General features: G+C 62.1%; 15 protein-coding genes. 9 read left to right on the top strand and 6 right to left on the bottom strand.

The annotated features are described in order from the left end of the window. Positions 1-3 precede the first annotated feature (3 nt). The 6 genes from NKI05_RS28655 to NKI05_RS28630 all read left to right on the top strand — a co-directional run bounded on the left by NKI05_RS28655 (position 4) and on the right by NKI05_RS28630 (position 6,717). The gene (locus tag NKI05_RS28655) at positions 4-669 is read left to right on the top strand and encodes a sulfotransferase (RefSeq protein ID WP_023805751.1); all 666 of its coding nucleotides are present in this window, start codon (positions 4-6) and stop codon (positions 667-669) included. A gap of 72 nt (positions 670-741) precedes the next feature. Further along, positions 742-1,536, top strand: coding sequence for a sulfotransferase family protein (locus NKI05_RS28650; protein WP_023805750.1), 795 nt, complete (start codon positions 742-744; stop codon positions 1,534-1,536). After that, the gene (locus tag NKI05_RS28645) at positions 1,536-2,903 is read left to right on the top strand and encodes a sulfatase (RefSeq protein ID WP_023805749.1); all 1,368 of its coding nucleotides are present in this window, start codon (positions 1,536-1,538) and stop codon (positions 2,901-2,903) included. The genes NKI05_RS28650 and NKI05_RS28645 overlap by 1 nt, the downstream gene beginning before the upstream one ends. A gap of 178 nt (positions 2,904-3,081) precedes the next feature. Next, a complete protein-coding gene (locus NKI05_RS28640; protein WP_031205950.1) occupies positions 3,082-5,070 on the top strand; it encodes a nucleoside-diphosphate sugar epimerase/dehydratase in 1,989 nt (662 codons plus the stop codon). Positions 5,071-5,209: 139 nt separating this feature from the next. Next, positions 5,210-6,142: a glycosyltransferase family 2 protein gene (locus tag NKI05_RS28635; RefSeq protein WP_023816495.1), complete on the top strand. Its 933-nt coding sequence runs from the start codon at positions 5,210-5,212 to the stop codon at positions 6,140-6,142. Between the two features lie 17 nt (positions 6,143-6,159). Next, entirely contained in the window at positions 6,160-6,717 is a 558-nt protein-coding gene (locus NKI05_RS28630; protein WP_023816494.1) for a sugar transferase, read from the top strand. Here the strand turns inward: NKI05_RS28630 and NKI05_RS28625 are convergent. After that, on the bottom strand, positions 6,690-7,634 hold the full coding sequence (locus NKI05_RS28625) for an NAD-dependent epimerase/dehydratase family protein (protein WP_023816493.1): 945 nt from the start codon (positions 7,632-7,634) through the stop codon (positions 6,690-6,692). The two genes, NKI05_RS28630 and NKI05_RS28625, sit on opposite strands and share 28 nt — an antisense overlap. Then, positions 7,631-8,923, bottom strand: coding sequence for an O-antigen ligase family protein (locus NKI05_RS28620; protein ID WP_031199482.1), 1,293 nt, complete (start codon positions 8,921-8,923; stop codon positions 7,631-7,633). Before NKI05_RS28620 ends, NKI05_RS28625 begins: the two co-directional genes overlap by 4 nt. 414 nt (positions 8,924-9,337) lie before the next feature. On the opposite strand from NKI05_RS28620, the gene cysD reads away from it, so the two are divergent. Genes cysD through cysQ form a run of 3 tightly spaced genes read left to right on the top strand, consistent with a single transcriptional unit; the run spans position 9,338 to position 12,982 of the window. Beyond that, complete coding sequence (gene cysD, locus NKI05_RS28615; RefSeq protein WP_023670717.1) at positions 9,338-10,243, top strand: sulfate adenylyltransferase subunit CysD; 906 nt, start codon at positions 9,338-9,340, stop codon at positions 10,241-10,243. Positions 10,244-10,245: 2 nt separating this feature from the next. Further along, positions 10,246-12,183 (top strand): sulfate adenylyltransferase subunit CysN, encoded by a 1,938-nt coding sequence (gene cysN / locus NKI05_RS28610; protein WP_023684584.1) that lies wholly within the window; start codon positions 10,246-10,248, stop codon positions 12,181-12,183. Between the two features lie 10 nt (positions 12,184-12,193). After that, positions 12,194-12,982 (top strand): 3'(2'),5'-bisphosphate nucleotidase CysQ, encoded by a 789-nt coding sequence (gene cysQ, locus NKI05_RS28605; protein ID WP_031196090.1) that lies wholly within the window; start codon positions 12,194-12,196, stop codon positions 12,980-12,982. A 1-nt stretch (position 12,983) separates the two neighbouring features. Here the strand turns inward: cysQ and NKI05_RS28600 are convergent, their stop codons facing one another. The 4 genes from NKI05_RS28600 to NKI05_RS28585 all read right to left on the bottom strand — a co-directional run bounded on the left by NKI05_RS28600 (position 12,984) and on the right by NKI05_RS28585 (position 17,016). Beyond that, positions 12,984-14,126 (bottom strand): DegT/DnrJ/EryC1/StrS family aminotransferase, encoded by a 1,143-nt coding sequence (locus NKI05_RS28600; protein ID WP_023684583.1) that lies wholly within the window; start codon positions 14,124-14,126, stop codon positions 12,984-12,986. A 296-nt stretch (positions 14,127-14,422) separates the two neighbouring features. Beyond that, on the bottom strand, positions 14,423-15,346 hold the full coding sequence (locus NKI05_RS28595) for a carbohydrate kinase family protein (protein ID WP_023684582.1): 924 nt from the start codon (positions 15,344-15,346) through the stop codon (positions 14,423-14,425). After that, a complete protein-coding gene (locus NKI05_RS28590; protein ID WP_023684581.1) occupies positions 15,343-15,789 on the bottom strand; it encodes an RbsD/FucU family protein in 447 nt (148 codons plus the stop codon). The genes NKI05_RS28595 and NKI05_RS28590 overlap by 4 nt, the downstream gene beginning before the upstream one ends. After that, complete coding sequence (locus NKI05_RS28585; protein ID WP_023816491.1) at positions 15,790-17,016, bottom strand: ROK family transcriptional regulator; 1,227 nt, start codon at positions 17,014-17,016, stop codon at positions 15,790-15,792. It abuts the gene before it with no gap. Between the last annotated feature and the right edge of the window lie 132 nt (positions 17,017-17,148).

The raw sequence follows: 17,148 nt of genomic DNA, 5'->3' as shown, positions 1-17,148 counted from the left end.
GCGATGGCTACATCACACAAGGCGGTCAGACTCGCGTTGCCGCGGGGGCCACGAACCCTGATAGTGGTCGGATGTGGCCGGGGCGGCACAAGTCTCGTCGCCGGTGCGGCCATAATCCTGGGCGTGCCCATGGGATCGTCACCCGATTCCATCATCCACGAGGATATGGAGCTCGTTTATGCGGCCCAGGGTCGGGACATCGATGGCCGCCTGATCGATGATTCGGCAGATGATGGCTTGAAGAAGCTGGAAGAGATCATCGAGGCGAGAAATGATGCCAATGATCTATGGGGTTGGAAAGATCCGTCTGCCGATCTTTACCTCGGGGCGATAGCGGAGGTCGTGAGGAACCCGTTCATCGTGTTCGTCAACCGTGACATGGCTGCGGTCGCCCAGTCCGAAGTCAAGCAGATGCAGTCCTCGATCGAGCAAGCCTATGACCTGGCGCTGATCAGGTACAGCAGATATTGGGAATTGCTGCAGCGATTGCAGTGGCCGACGCTCCTTGTCAGCTATGAGCGTTCGCTGTTGAACCCGGAGTCACTGTTGTGCGAGATCGCAGATTTTATTGGACTTGAGCCCCCCAGCGAAAGACAGCTTGATTTCATCAAGCAGTTCGCTTCCGGGCGGGATTATCAGGAACTGGACTTGGCAAACGCCGCTGTCTAGGCTTCCTTGATGGCTTGCCGGGCACTTTCGTCGGGGGGCGAGAGACAGTGGTAACAAGGACGTAACCTTGGCATGGGGGCGCATGCATTGGACCAGCCTGTGTTGGGTTTCATCGTTGGTGGGGTGCAGAAGTCCGGCACGACCAGCCTGTTCGGCTATCTCAGCCAACACCCACAGCTGGCGACGCCGTCCGTCAAGGAGATGCATTTCTTTGACGACGAGACGCAGAACTGGACGGAGCCGGACTATCGCAAGTTGGGAAGCTTTTTTTCCGACGATGCTGGGAGAGGCATCGGATTTGACGTGACCCCGATCTATCTCTTCTGGCCGCCATCGCTGGAACGGATAAAGCGATACAATCCCGCAATTAAGCTTGTCTTCATCTTTCGCGATCCGATCGAGCGAGCGTGGTCGCAATGGCGTATGGAGACCGGTAACCGGTCGGAGTATCTGCCTTTTCACCTGGCGATCCGGCAAGGCCGCTGGCGACTAAAGGGGTTGGATCAGACCGATCCGGCATGGCGTGTGTATAGCTATGTCGAACGGGGCTTTTACGCACGCCAACTACGCCGGCTATTTGCCTTGTTCCCAAGGGAGAACGTTCTGCTCCTGCGTTCACTGGATTTGTTGAGGGATCACCAACCTACGCTGGATGCCGTTGCCGGGTTCCTTTCCATCCAACCGTTTCTCCCCCTTGCTCCGCGAACAGATCAGCTTGGGAGACGATGTGAGAACGAGCTTCGACCTGAGGACGTAACCTATTTGCGCGAGATTTTTTACGATGACACCGTCGAATTCTCCCGACTTTCGGGGCTGTCGGTTTCCGACTGGCCGACTATTGATTCGGGCTTGGCGGTAGAAGGCTGATGGAGCGACCCAACATCCTCTTCATCGTGGCTGACGACCTCAATTCCTGGATTGCGCCGTTGGGCCGCCATCCGGACGTCAAGACGCCTGCAATCGACCGACTCGCATCGCGTGGAACGACGTTTCTGCGCGCCTACTGCACGGCGCCCTATTGCAATGCCAGCCGGATGTCCGTGTTTACCGGATGCCTGCCGACGACAACGGGTGTCTATCAGAACGAGCCATTCTGGGAGGCGCCGCTGCGCCGGGTCACACTGCTCGAGCGCCTGCGCGAGGCCGGGTATTTCTGCATGGGTGCGGGGAAAGTGTTCCATGGCAGTTTCGACTACGCCGATGCAGGGCGCAACAGGACGCCGTCGGCAAGATGGAGCGACATCGAGAACCGCCCAGCCTTGTGGGACGAATTCCATACGACCGCCGCCGAGCCGATGCCGTTGCATCGGCCGCTCAACCGCATGTTTGATTTTGATGATTTCCCGAACGTAGCGTCGATGAATCATCACTTCGATTGGGGCGCCATCGAATCCGCTCGCGAGCCGGAGATGCCCGATTTCAAGACTGCGGACGCGGTTTGCGCCTTCCTGCAAAAACCGCACGAGCAGCCATTCTTTTGCGCGACGGGTTTCTACAAGCCGCATTTGCCCTGGTACGTACCGCAACAATTCCTTGATCTTTATCCTCTCGACAAGGTCAGCCTGCCCTTTGTCAAGAATGACGATCTTGACGACGTTCCCGCCATCGCAAAGGCTTGGGCTCTGTCGCCGCCTGACCACGAAACCGTCCTGAAACACGGGCAATGGCGCAACGCCGTCCAAGGCTATCTCGGGGCCATTTCCTACTGCGACAGTCAGATTGGACGTGTGCTTGACGCCCTGGATGCTTCGCCCGCCGCCGACAATACGATCGTGGTCCTTTGGGGAGACAACGGGTTCCACCTGGGCGAAAAGCTGCACTGGCGGAAATTCGTGCTGTGGGAGGAAGCAACGCGAGTGCCCTTCATTCTGGTGCCGCCACGAGGTATGGCGACATCGGCTCGCGTCGACCAGCCGGTCAGTCTGGTCGACTTGTTTCCTACGCTTCTTGATCTTTGCGGGTTCGAGCCACCAGCGGACATAGACGGCCGTTCACTCATGCCTTTGGCGCGGGGCGGCAAAATGGAAGACCATTGTGCGATCATGACATGGTTGCGCGGCAATCATTCTGTGCGGTCAAGCCGCTGGCGCTACACGCGCTACTCCGACTTGTCGGAAGAACTCTATGATTTGAGCGCCGACCCTTACGAGTGGAACAATCTGGCCGGCGACGCCCGCTTTGAGCAAATGCGCATGGATCTCGGTGCGCGCCTCCCGCCCGATCGCCTGGATTGAAGGCCAGCCAAGGGAATTTCCAAAAAAATATCTGGCGATCACTACAACTCCACGCTATGCGATACAAAGCGGCGGGGCTGGGGATTGGCACTCTAAACAGGTGATCGGTGACGGGTTTCCGTCGCTCTTGCACCACGTTAGTGTCCATGTCCTTGCGCCTGGAGTTCAGTACTACCCAATGACATCCTATGTAGAGGTCGTGTCCGGACTTCGGCCGAAGATGCGGCGCGCCATTATAATGATCCAGGATCTGGTCATGGTCCTGGTCGCGGTGGCGCTGAGTCTGGGGCTTTCTCAGTCGAGACTTTCATTCGACGCGCTCTCCACGGCCGGCCTGGCCTGCTGGGCAAGTATTGTTTTTCTCAGCCATATGCTGTTTCGCTATTGCGGCCTCTACAACACCGTGTGGCGTTTCGCCTCCACGCCGGACTTCTTCAACATCCTGAAGAGCTGCGCCATCCTGACCGTCACGCTCTATGTCGTCTCGCTGGCGGTTCGTTCGTTTCAGCCGGTGACCGGCCTCAACGAGCGCCAGTTCATCGTCTTTTTCCTCGTCTCCTTCACCATCATATCGGCGCCTCGGCTCTATTACCGGTTCCTGCGCGACGGGGCGAGCTGGCGAATCCTGAGCCGCAACGCAAACAATGCGGCGATCAAACAAGCGCTGTTCGTCGGCAGGCTTGGCGAAGCAGACGTCATCATCCGCTTCACACGCACGGCCGAGCCGGCCGAATATTCCATCGCCGGCATCATGGCCATCGAGAACGGCGCGCCGTTGGGCACGCAGATACAGGGCGTTCCGGTGGTGGCCGTGCGGCCCCGCCTGGTCGAGGTCCTCGAAGAATATGCAAGAGGCACCAAAAGCCTCGACATGCTGATTTTCGGCAATGGCACCGAACGCGAGATCGAGGAATATTCGGAACTGGTCCGTGTCGCCCGTCACAGCGGTATCGCCGTCGTCCAATTCTCCGGCGTTTCGGAGCTCGGCCAAGGCGGAAAGCTGGTACTCGACGCTGTCGAGATGGAAACCATCCTGCGCCGCTCCACAGTTGCTTCCGATATTGAGCGGATCGGCGGCTTTATCGGTGGCAAGCGCGTCCTGGTCACCGGCGGCGCCGGCTCAATCGGTCGCATCCTGGTCAAGCGGTCGCTGGAACTTGGCGCCGAGGCGGTTCTGGTCGCCGATATCTCGGAGTTCGGTATTTTCCAGCTCGACCAGCAGGTTGACGAAAAGGACCATGTCCGGCTCAAGAGCCGCATCGTCGATGTCACAGACCGGCGCCAGATCACCCGCGTCGTCAGCGATTTCAAGCCCGACATCATCTTCCATGCCGCCGCGCTCAAACATGTGCCGCTGCTCGAGGAAAATTGGGAATCGGCGATCCAGACCAACATTTTGGGCACCCTCGTCTGCGCCGAGGTTGCCGCCAAATGCGGGGTGCCGCAGTTCCTGTTGATTTCCAGCGATAAGGCGGTCGATCCGACCTCGGTGCTCGGTATGACGAAACGCGCCGCCGAGCAGATCGTCTCTTCGCTGCACGAAACGCACGCCACCGGGCCCAGCGGCCGTCGCTCCGGCACCAAGTTCATCGCCGTGCGGTTCGGCAACGTCTTCGGCTCCAATGGCTCGGTCGCCACCATCTTCCAGGCGCAGATCGAGGCCGGCGGTCCGGTCACCATCACCGATCGCCGCATGACCCGCTACTTCATGACGGTGGCCGAAGCCGTCGACCTCGTCATCATGTCGGCGGCCGACGCCGAGCGGCGCCAGGGCAAGGACGACTACGCCATCTACATGCTCGACATGGGCAAGCCGGTGCCGATCCTCGAAGTCGCTGAAACCATGATCCGCATGGCCGGCAAAAGCCCCTACACCGACATTCCGATCCGTTTCACCGGGATCAGGCCGGGCGAGAAGCTTCACGAAGTGCTGCATGGCGGCAATGAGGAGATCGTCGCGCTGGATATCCCCAAGATCTTCGGCCTCAGGACCGATGTCGTGGGATGGCCCAAGGTCCAGGCGGCGCTGACATTGCTGCAGGCGGCCATGCGCGATCAGGACAAGGCCTCGGCGCTCGCCGTCATGGCCGGCCTCTATCAGGCGGAAGAGCCTCCAAGTGACGCACGCCGGGAAACCGTTGCGAAAACAGTCGGGCAAGCTGGTTAGAGCAATTCCAGGAAAAGTGTCGAGCGGTTTTCCCGTCCGGGATTGCGTCAAAACAAAGAGCCTGTCCTGATCGACCGGGATTGGCTATTGAAGCCGATCCGATGGCCGTTCCCAGGCGTTTGCAGATGATTTTGAACCAGTGAGCAGACAAGATCAGCGCGTGGCCGTGCTGCTGGGCACGAAAGATGGCGCGGCTTTCCTTGACGAGCAACTCGCGTCGCTGGCTGCGCAATCGTATCCTGTTGTCGACCTCTGGGTTTCCGACGACGGTTCGACAGACGGCACCTCGGCCATTATCGGCGCCTGGCAGAGCCGCTGGACCAAAGGCCGGTTGACCCTGTCGAATGGTCCTCGCCAGGGCTTTGCCGCCAACTTCCGCGCGATGATCATCGATCCGCGCATCGAGGCCGACTACTACGCCTTCTGCGACCAGGACGACATCTGGGAGCCGGACAGGCTGGAGAGCGCCATTGCCTGGATGCAAGGGCACGATGCCGGAACGCCGCTGCTGTTTTGCTCCAGAACCGCGACCATGTCCGAAACCGGAGCAGCGCAAGGGTATTCGCCGCTGTTCCAGCATCCACCCGCATTTCGCAATGCGCTTGTGCAAAGCATTGCCGGCGGCAATACGATGATGATCAACCGCGCCGCGCGAAAGTTGCTGGCAAAGGCATCGGCAAGGACCGAGTTCGTCAGCCATGACTGGTGGACCTATCTGATCGTCACGGCTGCCGGCGGCATTGTCCGCTATGACCCGCGACCGCTGGTGCGCTACCGCCAGCATGAGGCAAACCTGGTCGGCGCCAACGTCTCGTGGAAGGCGAGGCTGTCGCGGCTGGGGCGCCTCTTCAGGGGCGAGTTCGCCGTCTGGACCGATCACAATCTGAGCGGCCTGGCGGTCAATCGCGACATCCTCACGAGGGATGCCGCCGCCTGCCTCGGCCTGTTCATCAGGGCGCGAAAGGGCGGTATCTTGCGACGCCTGCGCCTTCTCCGGAAAAGCGGCGTCTACCGGCAGACGCTGGCTGGTACACTTGGGCTCTATCTGGCCTTCATCTGGCGGCGGATCTAGAGCATGCTGAGATGGCCATGAGGGGACCCAAGCGAGCTTTCGATCTCGTCGCGGCGGCGGTTCTGTTGCCGCTGACCTCGCCCGTCACCCTGCTTGCCATACTGGCAATCAGGCTGTCGTCGCCCGGACCGGCACTCCTCTCCCAAACTCGCGTCGGCCAGCACGGGGTGCTGTTTCGCTGCCACAAGTTGAGGACGATGGTTGTGGGAACGCCGTCTCTGCCCTCGCATCAGGCGCCGGCAAACTCCGTCACCGCCGCCGGTAAGGTGCTGCGAAAATTCAAGATCGACGAGCTGCCGCAGCTCTGGAACGTGCTGAAGGGCGAGATGAGCCTGGTCGGGCCGCGTCCATGCCTGCCCACGCAAACCGAGTTGGTCGACCGCCGCAGGCAATTGGGTGTGCTTGCCGCACTTCCAGGCATTACCGGGCTTGCGCAGATGAGAGGCATCGACATGTCGGATCCGAAACTCTGCGCCGAAACCGATGCCCAATATCTCAAAGCGGCCTCGATCGGCCTCGATATCCGCATTCTCATAGGCACGATTTTCTACTGCCGAACGGCACCTGATTTGTAGCGCCGCGCGAGTTCGGTCAGCCGTTCGAGCGTATCGGTCTGCGGCACCCAGCCTTCGGATACCAGCAGGGACGGATCGCAAATCTGTGTCGCTGCCATCGCGTCCCATGCCTTGCGTTTGCCCAGTAGGGTCAGCACTGCCCGCATCAGGCCAGCAGGCACAGCGGACAGCCGCAATGAGTAGCCAAGACCGTCCCTGAAACCCCCGATGATTGCCGAGACAGGGAGAGGCGGTAGGTCGCAGGCGACATAGGCGGGGCGGAGCGGCTGCGGACGGCTCAACAGATACACCGCGGTCCGCGCTGCCGCTTCGCTCGACATCAGCGATCGTACGCCGCTGAAGATCGCCGCAGGCAGCGACAGGTTCGTGCCGCCCATGCGCATCATTCCACGCAGGTTTCCCTTCATGCCTTCGCCATAGACCGGCGGCAGGCGCAGCGCCGTGGCATCGGAGGGCCTGGACGCATAGGCTTCCAGTGTCTTGATCTCGCCTTCGCGTTTCGAGCGCCCGTAGGCGCATTGCGGGGCAGGGAGCGTCGCCTCGCTGATCGTTCCGCTGAAACCGGGACCGGCTACTGCCCGGATCGACGACAGATAGATGAAGCGCCCGCTTGTCCGCGAGGCGGCCGCGCGCGCCAGCTGCGCGGTCAGTGTCGCGTTGGCTGCCATGAAGTCGGCTTCGCTCGCCTTGCGGTCGTTGTTGAGCGCCGCACAGTGGACGACATGGGTGATATCTCGCATCAGCGCCTGGTATGCCTGAGCCGGTGCGTCGAAGTCCGGCAACAAAACCGCATCGCTCACGGGATCGAGCCGTTCCGGGTGGCGCGATGCCATGCGCACCCCGAACCCGGCTTCGCGCAGCTGGTTGACGACCTGCCTGCCGATGAAACCCGTCGCGCCTGTGACCAGCACTTTCACGGCCGGCTTGCCTGGGGCGCCGGGGCCGGTGCCTGTTGTTCCGGCAGCATTTGTTGCCGGCCCGATGCAAGATATGTCCCGGACACCAGGAACACCATCAGTGTGGCATCGAGGATGTCGTGGCCGACCAGGATGCCGGTCAGGCCGCCGATGAGGTAGATGATCGCAGTGACGACAATCATCGTGGCGCCGAACCGCTCGATCGCGTCCGTGCTGGTGCGCAGCACGATGGCCGCGTTTCTCGCGGCAACGAAGAACACAGCCGCGAGCGTTACGGCTCCAAGCAGCCCGGCCTCCACCAATGCAGTCAGGAAGCCATTGTGAAAATGGCTGAAGCCCGTGGACGGCATGTGGAACTGATTGTGGAATCCATCCTTTATCAGCTCACGGCTTGCAGCAATGCCGTGACCGAAAATCGGCATGTCGTGGAAGGCGCTCAGCCCAATCTGCCAAAGTGCTGCGCGCAAGCCGAGCGCGGTCGTGTGGTCGCCCTTCGTGGCGAGCGCATCCCAGTCGCTGAACAGGAAGGCCGCGCGCTCGGAAATGATGGGGAGACCAATGACCGCGATGACGATGCCGATCGCGCCCGCAATCAGCAAAAGCCGAATGGCGTTTCTGTTGTTGAGCTTGCGACGGTTGATCAGCAGGACCGCGATGCCGGCCACCAGCATCGCCAGCCAGATGATCCGCGACCCCGAATAGACAATGTCGACCGCGCCGGCCAGTGTCGCGCAGGCCAGCAACGCCCTGTTCTTTTCGACACCCGATAAGGCGCCTGCCAGGCACATCATCATGCTGAGGCAGGCGACGGTCGCGAACACGATCGGATTGCCGGCGCCGCCTTCGGCCCGTATGCCCAGCCCGTGATATTGCACGACCGCCAGCAGCAGGGCGCCAAAACAGGCGGCGGCGCTCGCCAGCACGACGATGCGCGTCAGCGTGGTTTTCTCGGTAATGCTCCAGGTCGCGTATGAGACAGGGAAAAACAGGAAGGTGATCAGCCCTGCCAGATGCGGCGCATCCCTGGCGATCGAATTGTTGACGATGGAGGCGAGCACGCTGGCTGCGCAATAGGCATAGATGGCCACCGTCATCGCGGTCATCGGCCGGTCGATGTTGAAACGCCGTCTTTTCAGCGCAAGCAGAAGCACCGACCACAGGCCGCCGCCATTGAACAAAAAGCTGACCGCCGATCCCAGTACCGGCGGGAAAAAGAAGCACAAAATGGAGAAGGTGACGTTGATCCGTGACGGCGAAACGTGCTGCTTGATGGCGGAGATCGGGGTCAATGCTCTGGTTCACAATGCGCTGGGTCGCGTGGCGACGGACAATGTTTGGCGGCGGCATTTGCGGCATGCCGCCCGGCGCAGGTTCAGGAGCCGGTATAGCGGCTGGGTGCGGTTTTCGAAAGTGCGACGAGGTCCGGCCGGCGTTTCTTTCGGTCCAGGCAAGATTTTTCCCGGCCTTTGAATGCTATCGCTCCGTCGGGCAGGAATTTTCGGATTCTAGGCTTTTCATGGAAAATTCGTTGCCGATCGGTGTGGCCGCCGGCCTTTCCAGCGTTGTTATATCAGGTGGCGATCTGCTAGAACGCCGGCACGAACCGATAGTGTCCAGCAGTGAAGCTTGAACCGGGCGGCTGAAAAGGACGCCCGATCCATCTGATGCAAGGTCTGGATTGCACGAGAGAACGCTCACAGTCCATGAACATCGCGCTTACGCACCTGCAGCGGCTCGAGGCCGAGTCCATCCACATCTTCCGTGAGGTTGCCGCCTCCTTCTCCAAGCCGGTGATGCTCTATTCCGTCGGCAAGGATTCCTCCGTGCTGATGCATCTGGCGATGAAGGCCTTCTATCCGGCCAAGCCGCCTTTCCCCTTCCTGCATGTCGACACCACCTGGAAGTTCCGCGAGATGATCGCCTTTCGCGACCAGATGGCGCAGAAGCTCGGCTTCGACCTGCTGGTCCACGTCAATGAAGACGGCGTGCGCGACGGTATCAACCCCTTTGACCATGGCTCGAACACCCACACCCATGTCATGAAGACGGTGGCGTTGCGCCAGGCGCTCGACAAATACGGCTTTGACGCTGCCTTCGGCGGGGCTCGGCGCGACGAGGAGAAGTCGCGCGCCAAGGAGCGCATCTTTTCCTTCCGCAACGCCCAGCATGTCTGGGACCCGAAGAACCAGCGGCCGGAGATGTGGAAGATCTTCAACACCCGCATCGCGCCGGGCGAATCGATCCGCGTGTTTCCGCTGTCGAACTGGACCGAGCTCGATATCTGGCAGTACATTCTGCAGGAAAACATCCCGATCGTGCCGCTCTATTTCGCCAAGGAGCGGCCGGTGGTCGAACGCGACGGCATGCTGATCATGAAGGATGACGATCGCATGCAATTGCGCCCCGGTGAGACGATGGAGAACCGTCTGGTGCGTTTCCGCACGCTCGGCTGTTATCCGCTGACCGGCGCCATCGAATCCGACGCGGACACGCTCGAAGCCATCGTCGGCGAGATGCTGACGGCGCGCACCTCCGAGCGCCAGGGCCGCCTCATCGACCGCGATGAAGCCGGCTCGATGGAAAAGAAGAAGCGCGAGGGATATTTCTGAGCATGCGCCATATCCTGGCCAAGAGCCTCGCTCCCACCGACGGCGTGCGCGAATACATGGCGGCGCAGGAGAAGAAGTCGCTGCTGCGCTTCCTCACCTGCGGCTCGGTCGACGACGGCAAGTCGACGCTGATCGGCCGTCTTCTGTCCGACACAAAGCAGATCTTCGAGGACCAGCTCGCCGCACTCGAGCGCGATTCCCGCAAGCACGGCACCACTGGCGACGACATCGACTTCGCGCTTCTGGTCGACGGCCTCGAGGCCGAGCGCGAGCAAGGCATCACCATCGACGTCGCCTACCGCTTCTTCGCCACGCCCAAGCGCAAGTTCATCGTCGCCGACACGCCCGGCCATGAACAGTACACCCGCAACATGGCGACCGGCGCATCGACTGCCGATCTCGCCATCGTGCTGATCGATGCGCGCCAGGCTGTGCTGCGCCAGACCCGGCGCCACTCGATCATCGCTTCGCTGCTCGGCATCCGCCATATCGTGCTTGCCGTCAACAAGATCGACCTCGTCGATTTCGACCAGGCGGTGTTCGACCGTATCGTCGAGGATTACCGGCAGTTCTCGCACGAGCTCGGCTTCCAGACGATCGTGCCGATCCCGATGTCGGCCCGCTATGGCGACAATGTCACCAGCCGCTCCGGCAAGACGGCGTGGTATTCCGGCCCGTCGCTGATCGAGCATCTCGAAACTATATCGGTCGACGAGGCCGCGGTCGAACTGCCGTTCCGGTTTCCGGTGCAGTATGTCAACCGGCCCAATCTCGACTTCCGCGGCTTTGCCGGCACCATCGCGTCCGGCTCCGTCGCGCAGGGCGACGAGGTGGTGGTCGCCAAATCCGGCAAGGCCTCGCGGGTCAAGCGCATCGTCGCGCAAGGCGGCGATCTTGCCCAGGCGGTGGCCGGCCAGGCCATCACCCTTGTGCTCGATGACGAGGTCGAGGTCTCCAGAGGCAACATGCTGGTGTCGCCGGCGGCACGGCCGCAGGTCGCCGACCAGTTCGCCGCCAACATCGTCTGGTTCGACGAGGCAGCGCTGCTGCCGGGACGCTCCTATATACTGCGCACCGAGACCGACCAGACCAGCGCCACCGTCACCGACCTGAAATACCGCGTCAACGTCAACGACTTCGCTCGCGAGGCGGCGAAGTCGCTCGAGATGAACGAAGTCGGCATCTGCAACATCTCGACCCGGGCGCCGATCGCCTTCGACACCTTCGCCGACAACCGCGATACCGGCGCCTTCATCCTGATCGACCGCATCACCAATGCCACGGTCGGCGCCGGCATGATCCTGCATACCTTGCGCCGCGCCGAAAACATCCACTGGCAGTCGCTCGATGTCGGCAAGCGTGGCCGTTCCGACTTGAAGAGCCAGCGTCCCGCCGTGTTCTGGTTCACCGGCCTTTCCGGTTCGGGCAAGTCGACCATCGCCAACCTGCTCGAGAAGAAGCTGTTCGCTTCCGGGCGCCACACCTACATTCTCGACGGCGACAATGTCCGCCACGGCCTCAACCGCGATCTCGGCTTCACCGACGCCGATCGGGTCGAAAACATCCGCCGTGTCGCCGAAGTGGCAAAGCTGATGGCCGATGCCGGGCTGATCGTCATCGTCTCCTTCATTTCCCCCTTCAGCGCCGAGCGGCGCATGGCCAGGGAGTTGATGGCCGACGGCGAGTTCGTCGAAGTGTTCGTCGATACGCCGTTCGAGGAATGCGCCCGACGCGACCCGAAAGGCCTTTACGCACGGGCGCTGAATGGCGAGATCAAGAACTTCACCGGCGTCGATTCCCCGTATGAAGCTCCCGAAAATCCCGAAATCCATCTCAAGACACTCGGCAAGACGGCCGAGGAGATGGTAGAGGCTCTGGAACACTGGCTGAATGAGCGCGACATTGCCGAAGACCAATATGACAGCGGCGGCGGCATCTGACGACGAAGTGATGCTCGACGTGTTCGAGCGCCTGGCGCTCGAAGCCGGACGCGAGGTGATGCGGGTCTTCAAGGCCGGCTGCGCGGTCGACAGCAAGTCGGACTCCTCGCCGGTCACGGAAGCCGACCGCGAGAGCGAGACGATCATCCTCGCCGGCCTGCGTGCGGCCTATCCCGATATTCCCTGCGTGGCCGAGGAAGAGGTCGCCGAAGGCATTGTGCCGCCCGATCTGGATGGCGCCTTCTTCCTGATCGATCCGCTCGATGGAACGAAGGAATTCGTCAACCGCCGGACCGATTTCACCGTCAACATCGCGCTTGTCCGGCACGGCGTGCCGGAGATCGGCGTCGTCTTCGCACCGTGCAGCGGGCGGTTCTTCTCTGGACGGCCGGGCTGGGCCGAAGCAATCGAGGTCGATGGCGACTTCCGTATCGTCGGCCGCCGGCGGATTTCGGTTAGGAGGGCGGTCACGCCGCTGGCGGTCGTTGCCAGCCGCTCGCACAACACCCCGGAGACCGAAGCCTTCATCAAGGATCTCGGCGCCGCCGAGATCGTCTCGGTCGGCTCATCGCTGAAATTCTGCCTGCTCGCCGCAGCCGAAGCCGACATCTATCCGCGCTTCGGCCGCACCATGGAATGGGACACGGCGGCCGGCGACGCCGTACTGCGCGCCGCCGGCGGCATGACGCGCACGCTGGACGGCGAGCCGCTCACCTATGGCAAGCGCAAACAGAGCGACGACGAGGATTTCGCCAACCCGCATTTTATTGCGAGCGGGAAGGCGGCGGACGCGGCGTAACTTACGCCGCCGCTACATGCGCCGAGTTCGAGCCAATGTAGTTGCGGATCGTCTCGATGATGCGGTCCTGGTCGGCTTCGCTGAGATAGGGATGCATCGGCAGGCACAGGATGCGCTTCGGCAGTTCCTCCGAAACCGCAAGCCCGGTCGGCGTGCGCGGATAGTCGCGATAGGCGACCTGCTCGTGCAGCGGCTTCACATAATAGATCACCGAAGGGATGCCCTTTTCGCCGAGATGCGCCCTCAACCCGTCGCGCTTCGGCGTCTCGATGGCGTATTGCGCCCAGGCCGAGCGGCCACCGCCCAGATTGCGTGACGCCTTGACGATGTCGCCGAGACCTTCGGCGTAGCGCTTGGCCACGACCTGGCGGGCGACCATCTCGTCTTCGAGGATGGCGAGTTTCTCGATCAGGATCGCCGCCTGGATGGTGTCGAGGCGTGAATTGATGCCGACGCGGACATTGTCATACTGCGTCCCGCCCTTACCGTGGAACGCAAACGAGCGCAGCTGGTCGGCCAGCGCGTCGTCATTGGTGAACATCGCGCCGCCATCGCCGTAGCAGCCCAGCGGCTTGGCCGGATAAAAGCTGGTCGAGCCGACATGGCCGAAGGCGCCGCACATTGTGCCGTCGGCCGAACCGCCGATCGACTGCGCCGCATCCTCGATCACCAGCAGCCCTTCGCGCCTGGCAATCGCCATGATCGCCTCGTAGTTGGCGGCAAGCCCAAACAAGTCGACGGGAATGATCGCCTTCGGCTTCAGCCGGCCCTCCTTCTTGATCATGGCGATCGCCGCCTCGAGGCTGGCGATGTCGATGTTGTAGGTCTCGGCCTCGACATCGACGAACACTGGTTCGGCCTTGGCAAGCGCCACCACTTCCGCCGTCGCGGCAAAGGTGAAGCTCGGCACGAACACCGCGTCGCCGGGGCCGATACCGGCGGCAAACAGCGGCAACAGCAGCGCGTCGGTGCCGTTGGCGCAGGCCACGACATGCTTGGTGCCGATATAGGCTGCGAGCTTGTTTTCGAATTCGGTGACTTGCGGTCCGAGGATATAGCGGCCTTCCTCGACGACATTGTCGATCGCGGCCTTCAGCCGGTCGCGGATACGTTCGCGCTGCGCGCCAAGATCGATGAACTGCATGTCGGCCTCAAAACGGTGTGGTGCGGGCTGCCCCGGGGACAATGACACGCACAGAAACAACAACTTAACCGGGCCGCTGGTACCAGAGTTGGGCCGGTCTAGAAAGCCGGACCGGCCGCGGGACGGGTTGTCTAGGTGTCGCAGCCTGTTACTTCAGGCTTTCCCTGCATTGCCGCAAGATGCCGGAAATCCGGGCTTCGCCGCCTATTAATCCGGCTGATCAGTCCGTCTTTCCGGCTCGCGGAAACATAAAGTGATCGGCTGCTTGCAGCGGCTGGCGGCGGACTAAGCGTGGATCAGGCGATTTCGTGCCGCCAGGGCGGGTTGGCGCCGGCCCGCGACACGGTCACCGCCGCCGCTTTGGCGCCGAGCGCCAGCGCCTGACGGATGGCGTCCTCCGAAAGGCCGCCGATCCCGGCCTTGGTGAGCAGGCCTTGCTCGTGCAGCGAGGCCAGAATGCCGGCATTGAAAGTGTCGCCGGCGCCGACCGTGTCGACCACCTCCACCTTATGCGGCATCACCGTGACCTTGTGTTCCCTGCTGTAGCCGACGGCACCTTCGCTGCCGTGGGTAACGACGATCAGCTTCGGGCCGCGATCCAGCCAGTTGCGGATGACGTCCTCATGCGAGCCGGCCTCGCCGAACCAGTGCAGATCCTCATCCGATAGCTTCACGATGTCGGCCATCGCCATCATCGAGCGGATGCGCCGGAGGTGCTTGGCTTTGTCGGGGATGAAGTTCGGCCGGATGTTGGGGTCGAGCATCATGACGCGGCGTTCGTGCTCGCGTTTCATGAATTCTTCGTAGGCAGCACCCGCCGGGTCCGAAATCAGGCTGATGGCGCCAAACAGCATGGCTTCGATCTCGGCGCCCAGTTTCGGCAGATCCTCTGTCGTCAGCATGCGCCCGGCGGTGTTTTCGTCGTAGAAAGTGTAGGTCGCCTGGCCGTTGGTGAGCCGCACGAAGGCGAGCGTGGTCGGGCGAGGGGAGGTGTGCGCATAGGTGGAGCTGACCTTGCTTGCGCCGAGCGCCTCGCGGAACTGGCCGCCGAACAGATCCGACGACAGGCCGGAAAAGAAGCCGGCGGGCGCGCCGAGGCGGCCAAGCGCGATCGCCGTGTTGAACACCGCGCCGCCGACATAGGGCGCAAAGGCCGGCTCGCCCTGTGTCGTGGTGCGCGGCAGCATGTCGATCAGGGCTTCGCCGCAGCAGAGGATCATGATTTCTTGTTCTCCGGCGGATAGATCACGCCCTTGCGGATGATGATGTTGGCGTAGAGCCGGGGTTCGCTGGTCCCGACGATCGCATATGCCGACCGGACGCGTGCATAGAAGTCGGCGCCCGCCAGCGCAACCACCTTGCGGCCCGGCGCGCGCCTGGTGCAGATCGTTTCGATTTCATGGTGGACCGGATCGGCGACCGAGGGATCGCCTTTTACCGAGGCACGAAACAGCGCTTCCGGCACGAAGTCGTCCACCGGCAGCACGCTCAAAATGGCGTCAAGCACCGGTATGAGGTGAAGACCGTCGGCGCGGATCAGCCGGTTTGCCTGTTCTTCCGCCGGATAGTTGCCGTCGACGAGCGCGATCTCGTCGCCATGGCCCATGGCGCGCAATGTCGCCAGAAGCTCCGGACCGAGCAGCGACGGAATACCGATCAGCATTCAGATGCTCCTGGAAATCGTGGTCGAACCGATGAGGAAGCGTTCGGACAGCGGCAGGCTGGCGCCGCCCAGCGCGCGGGCATGGATGCCGACGGTGCCTTCGCGCACCACCGGAAGCTTCAGCCCTTCGCCATCGATCGTACCGATCGCCTGCCTGATCGCATCGACGAGCCGGCGCCGGACAGCGAGCGGCATCCAGCCGTCGATCACCGCGGCCTCGAAATCGATCACCGATGACGCCGATACGATGGCATAGGCCAGCGCCTGAGCGGCATTGGCGATCCAGTCGTCGAGCTCGTGACCGATCTCGCCCCAATCCTCAGGCGACGTCCACAGATGCGAAGCCTCGACGCCGCGTGCGTTAAGCGCCTTTTCCAGCATGGCGATCGAGGCGACGTCGATGAGCTGCGTCGGCTTGCCGTCTGGTCCCGGCACCGGCATCGAACCCAGCGCCCCGGCATTGCCTGTCGGTCCGCCAAAAAGCCGGCCATTGAGCACGATGCCGCCGCCGGCAAAGGCGCCGATGTAGAAATAGACGAAGTCGCGCGCGCCGCCGGTCTGGCCGAACACCAGTTCGGCGCCGCAGGCCGACGTCGCGTCGTTCTGCAAATAGACCGGGAATTCGCATTGCGACTGGATGTCGGCGCGGATGTCGCGGTGGCGCCATTCGTCCATGATATCGCGCGGCGCACCTGCCGTGTCGGCCCAGTTCCACAGTTCGAACGGCATGGCGATGCCGAGCCCGGCAATGCGCTTGTCCTGCGCAGGTGTCAGTTCGGCGCGCATCGTCTTCATGCCTTCGGTGACGAACTCAACCGTCTCGCGCGGCGCCGGATAGCGATAGGAATGCTGCAGCATGGAACGCACAGTTCCGAGGAAATCGATCAGCACCAGTTCGGCGCTGCGGCGGCCGATCTTGAGGCCGATGAAGAAGGCGCCTTCGGGGTTCAGCGCCATCGGGATGGAGGGCTGGCCGATCTTGCCGCGCAACGGCGCCTGGCGCAGCAGCAGGCTGTCCTCCTCCAGTTCGCGCATGATGACCGAGACGGTCTGCGCTGAAAGCCCGGTCATGCGCGCAATGTCTGATTTGGCCAGGCTGCCGTGCTGGCGAACCAACGACAGCACCAGCCGCTCATTGTGGTCGCGCATGCCGCTCTGGTTGGTGCCACGGTGGAGACGGCTGGCGGCCGCCTCGGGCGAACCGTGCCTCGCAATGCCGGTCTCCACCCTTGTTCCTTCCCTTGGTTTATTCTTACTGCTTTTGCGGCAGAATGAGTGAACCGCGCAAAGCTGTCAATAATAAATAAGAGTGATTTAATTATTGACAGGCGGCTCCCGCTGGTGTCATTTGAGGGCGCG

This window comes from Mesorhizobium sp. M0771 (assembly GCF_040320155.1).
Taxonomy (GTDB): domain Bacteria; phylum Pseudomonadota; class Alphaproteobacteria; order Rhizobiales; family Rhizobiaceae; genus Mesorhizobium.
Note: the sequence above shows the minus strand (reverse complement) of the source record. Positions and strands in the feature narration are given on the sequence as shown.

Bases quoted from the DNA above. Each gene is read 5' to 3' on its own strand.
- NKI05_RS28655 (WP_023805751.1), top strand. From the start codon at position 4: ATGGCTACATCACACAAGGCGGTCAGACTCGCGTTGCCGCGGGGGCCA.
- NKI05_RS28650 (WP_023805750.1), top strand. From the start codon at position 742: ATGGGGGCGCATGCATTGGACCAGCCTGTGTTGGGTTTCATCGTTGGT.
- NKI05_RS28645 (WP_023805749.1), top strand. From the start codon at position 1,536: ATGGAGCGACCCAACATCCTCTTCATCGTGGCTGACGACCTCAATTCC.
- NKI05_RS28640 (WP_031205950.1), top strand. From the start codon at position 3,082: ATGACATCCTATGTAGAGGTCGTGTCCGGACTTCGGCCGAAGATGCGG.
- NKI05_RS28630 (WP_023816494.1), top strand. From the start codon at position 6,160: ATGAGGGGACCCAAGCGAGCTTTCGATCTCGTCGCGGCGGCGGTTCTG.
- cysD (WP_023670717.1), top strand. From the start codon at position 9,338: ATGAACATCGCGCTTACGCACCTGCAGCGGCTCGAGGCCGAGTCCATC.
- cysN (WP_023684584.1), top strand. From the start codon at position 10,246: ATGCGCCATATCCTGGCCAAGAGCCTCGCTCCCACCGACGGCGTGCGC.
- cysQ (WP_031196090.1), top strand. From the start codon at position 12,194: ATGCTCGACGTGTTCGAGCGCCTGGCGCTCGAAGCCGGACGCGAGGTG.
- NKI05_RS28600 (WP_023684583.1), bottom strand. From the start codon at position 14,126: ATGCAGTTCATCGATCTTGGCGCGCAGCGCGAACGTATCCGCGACCGG.
- NKI05_RS28595 (WP_023684582.1), bottom strand. From the start codon at position 15,346: ATGATCCTCTGCTGCGGCGAAGCCCTGATCGACATGCTGCCGCGCACC.
- NKI05_RS28590 (WP_023684581.1), bottom strand. From the start codon at position 15,789: ATGCTGATCGGTATTCCGTCGCTGCTCGGTCCGGAGCTTCTGGCGACA.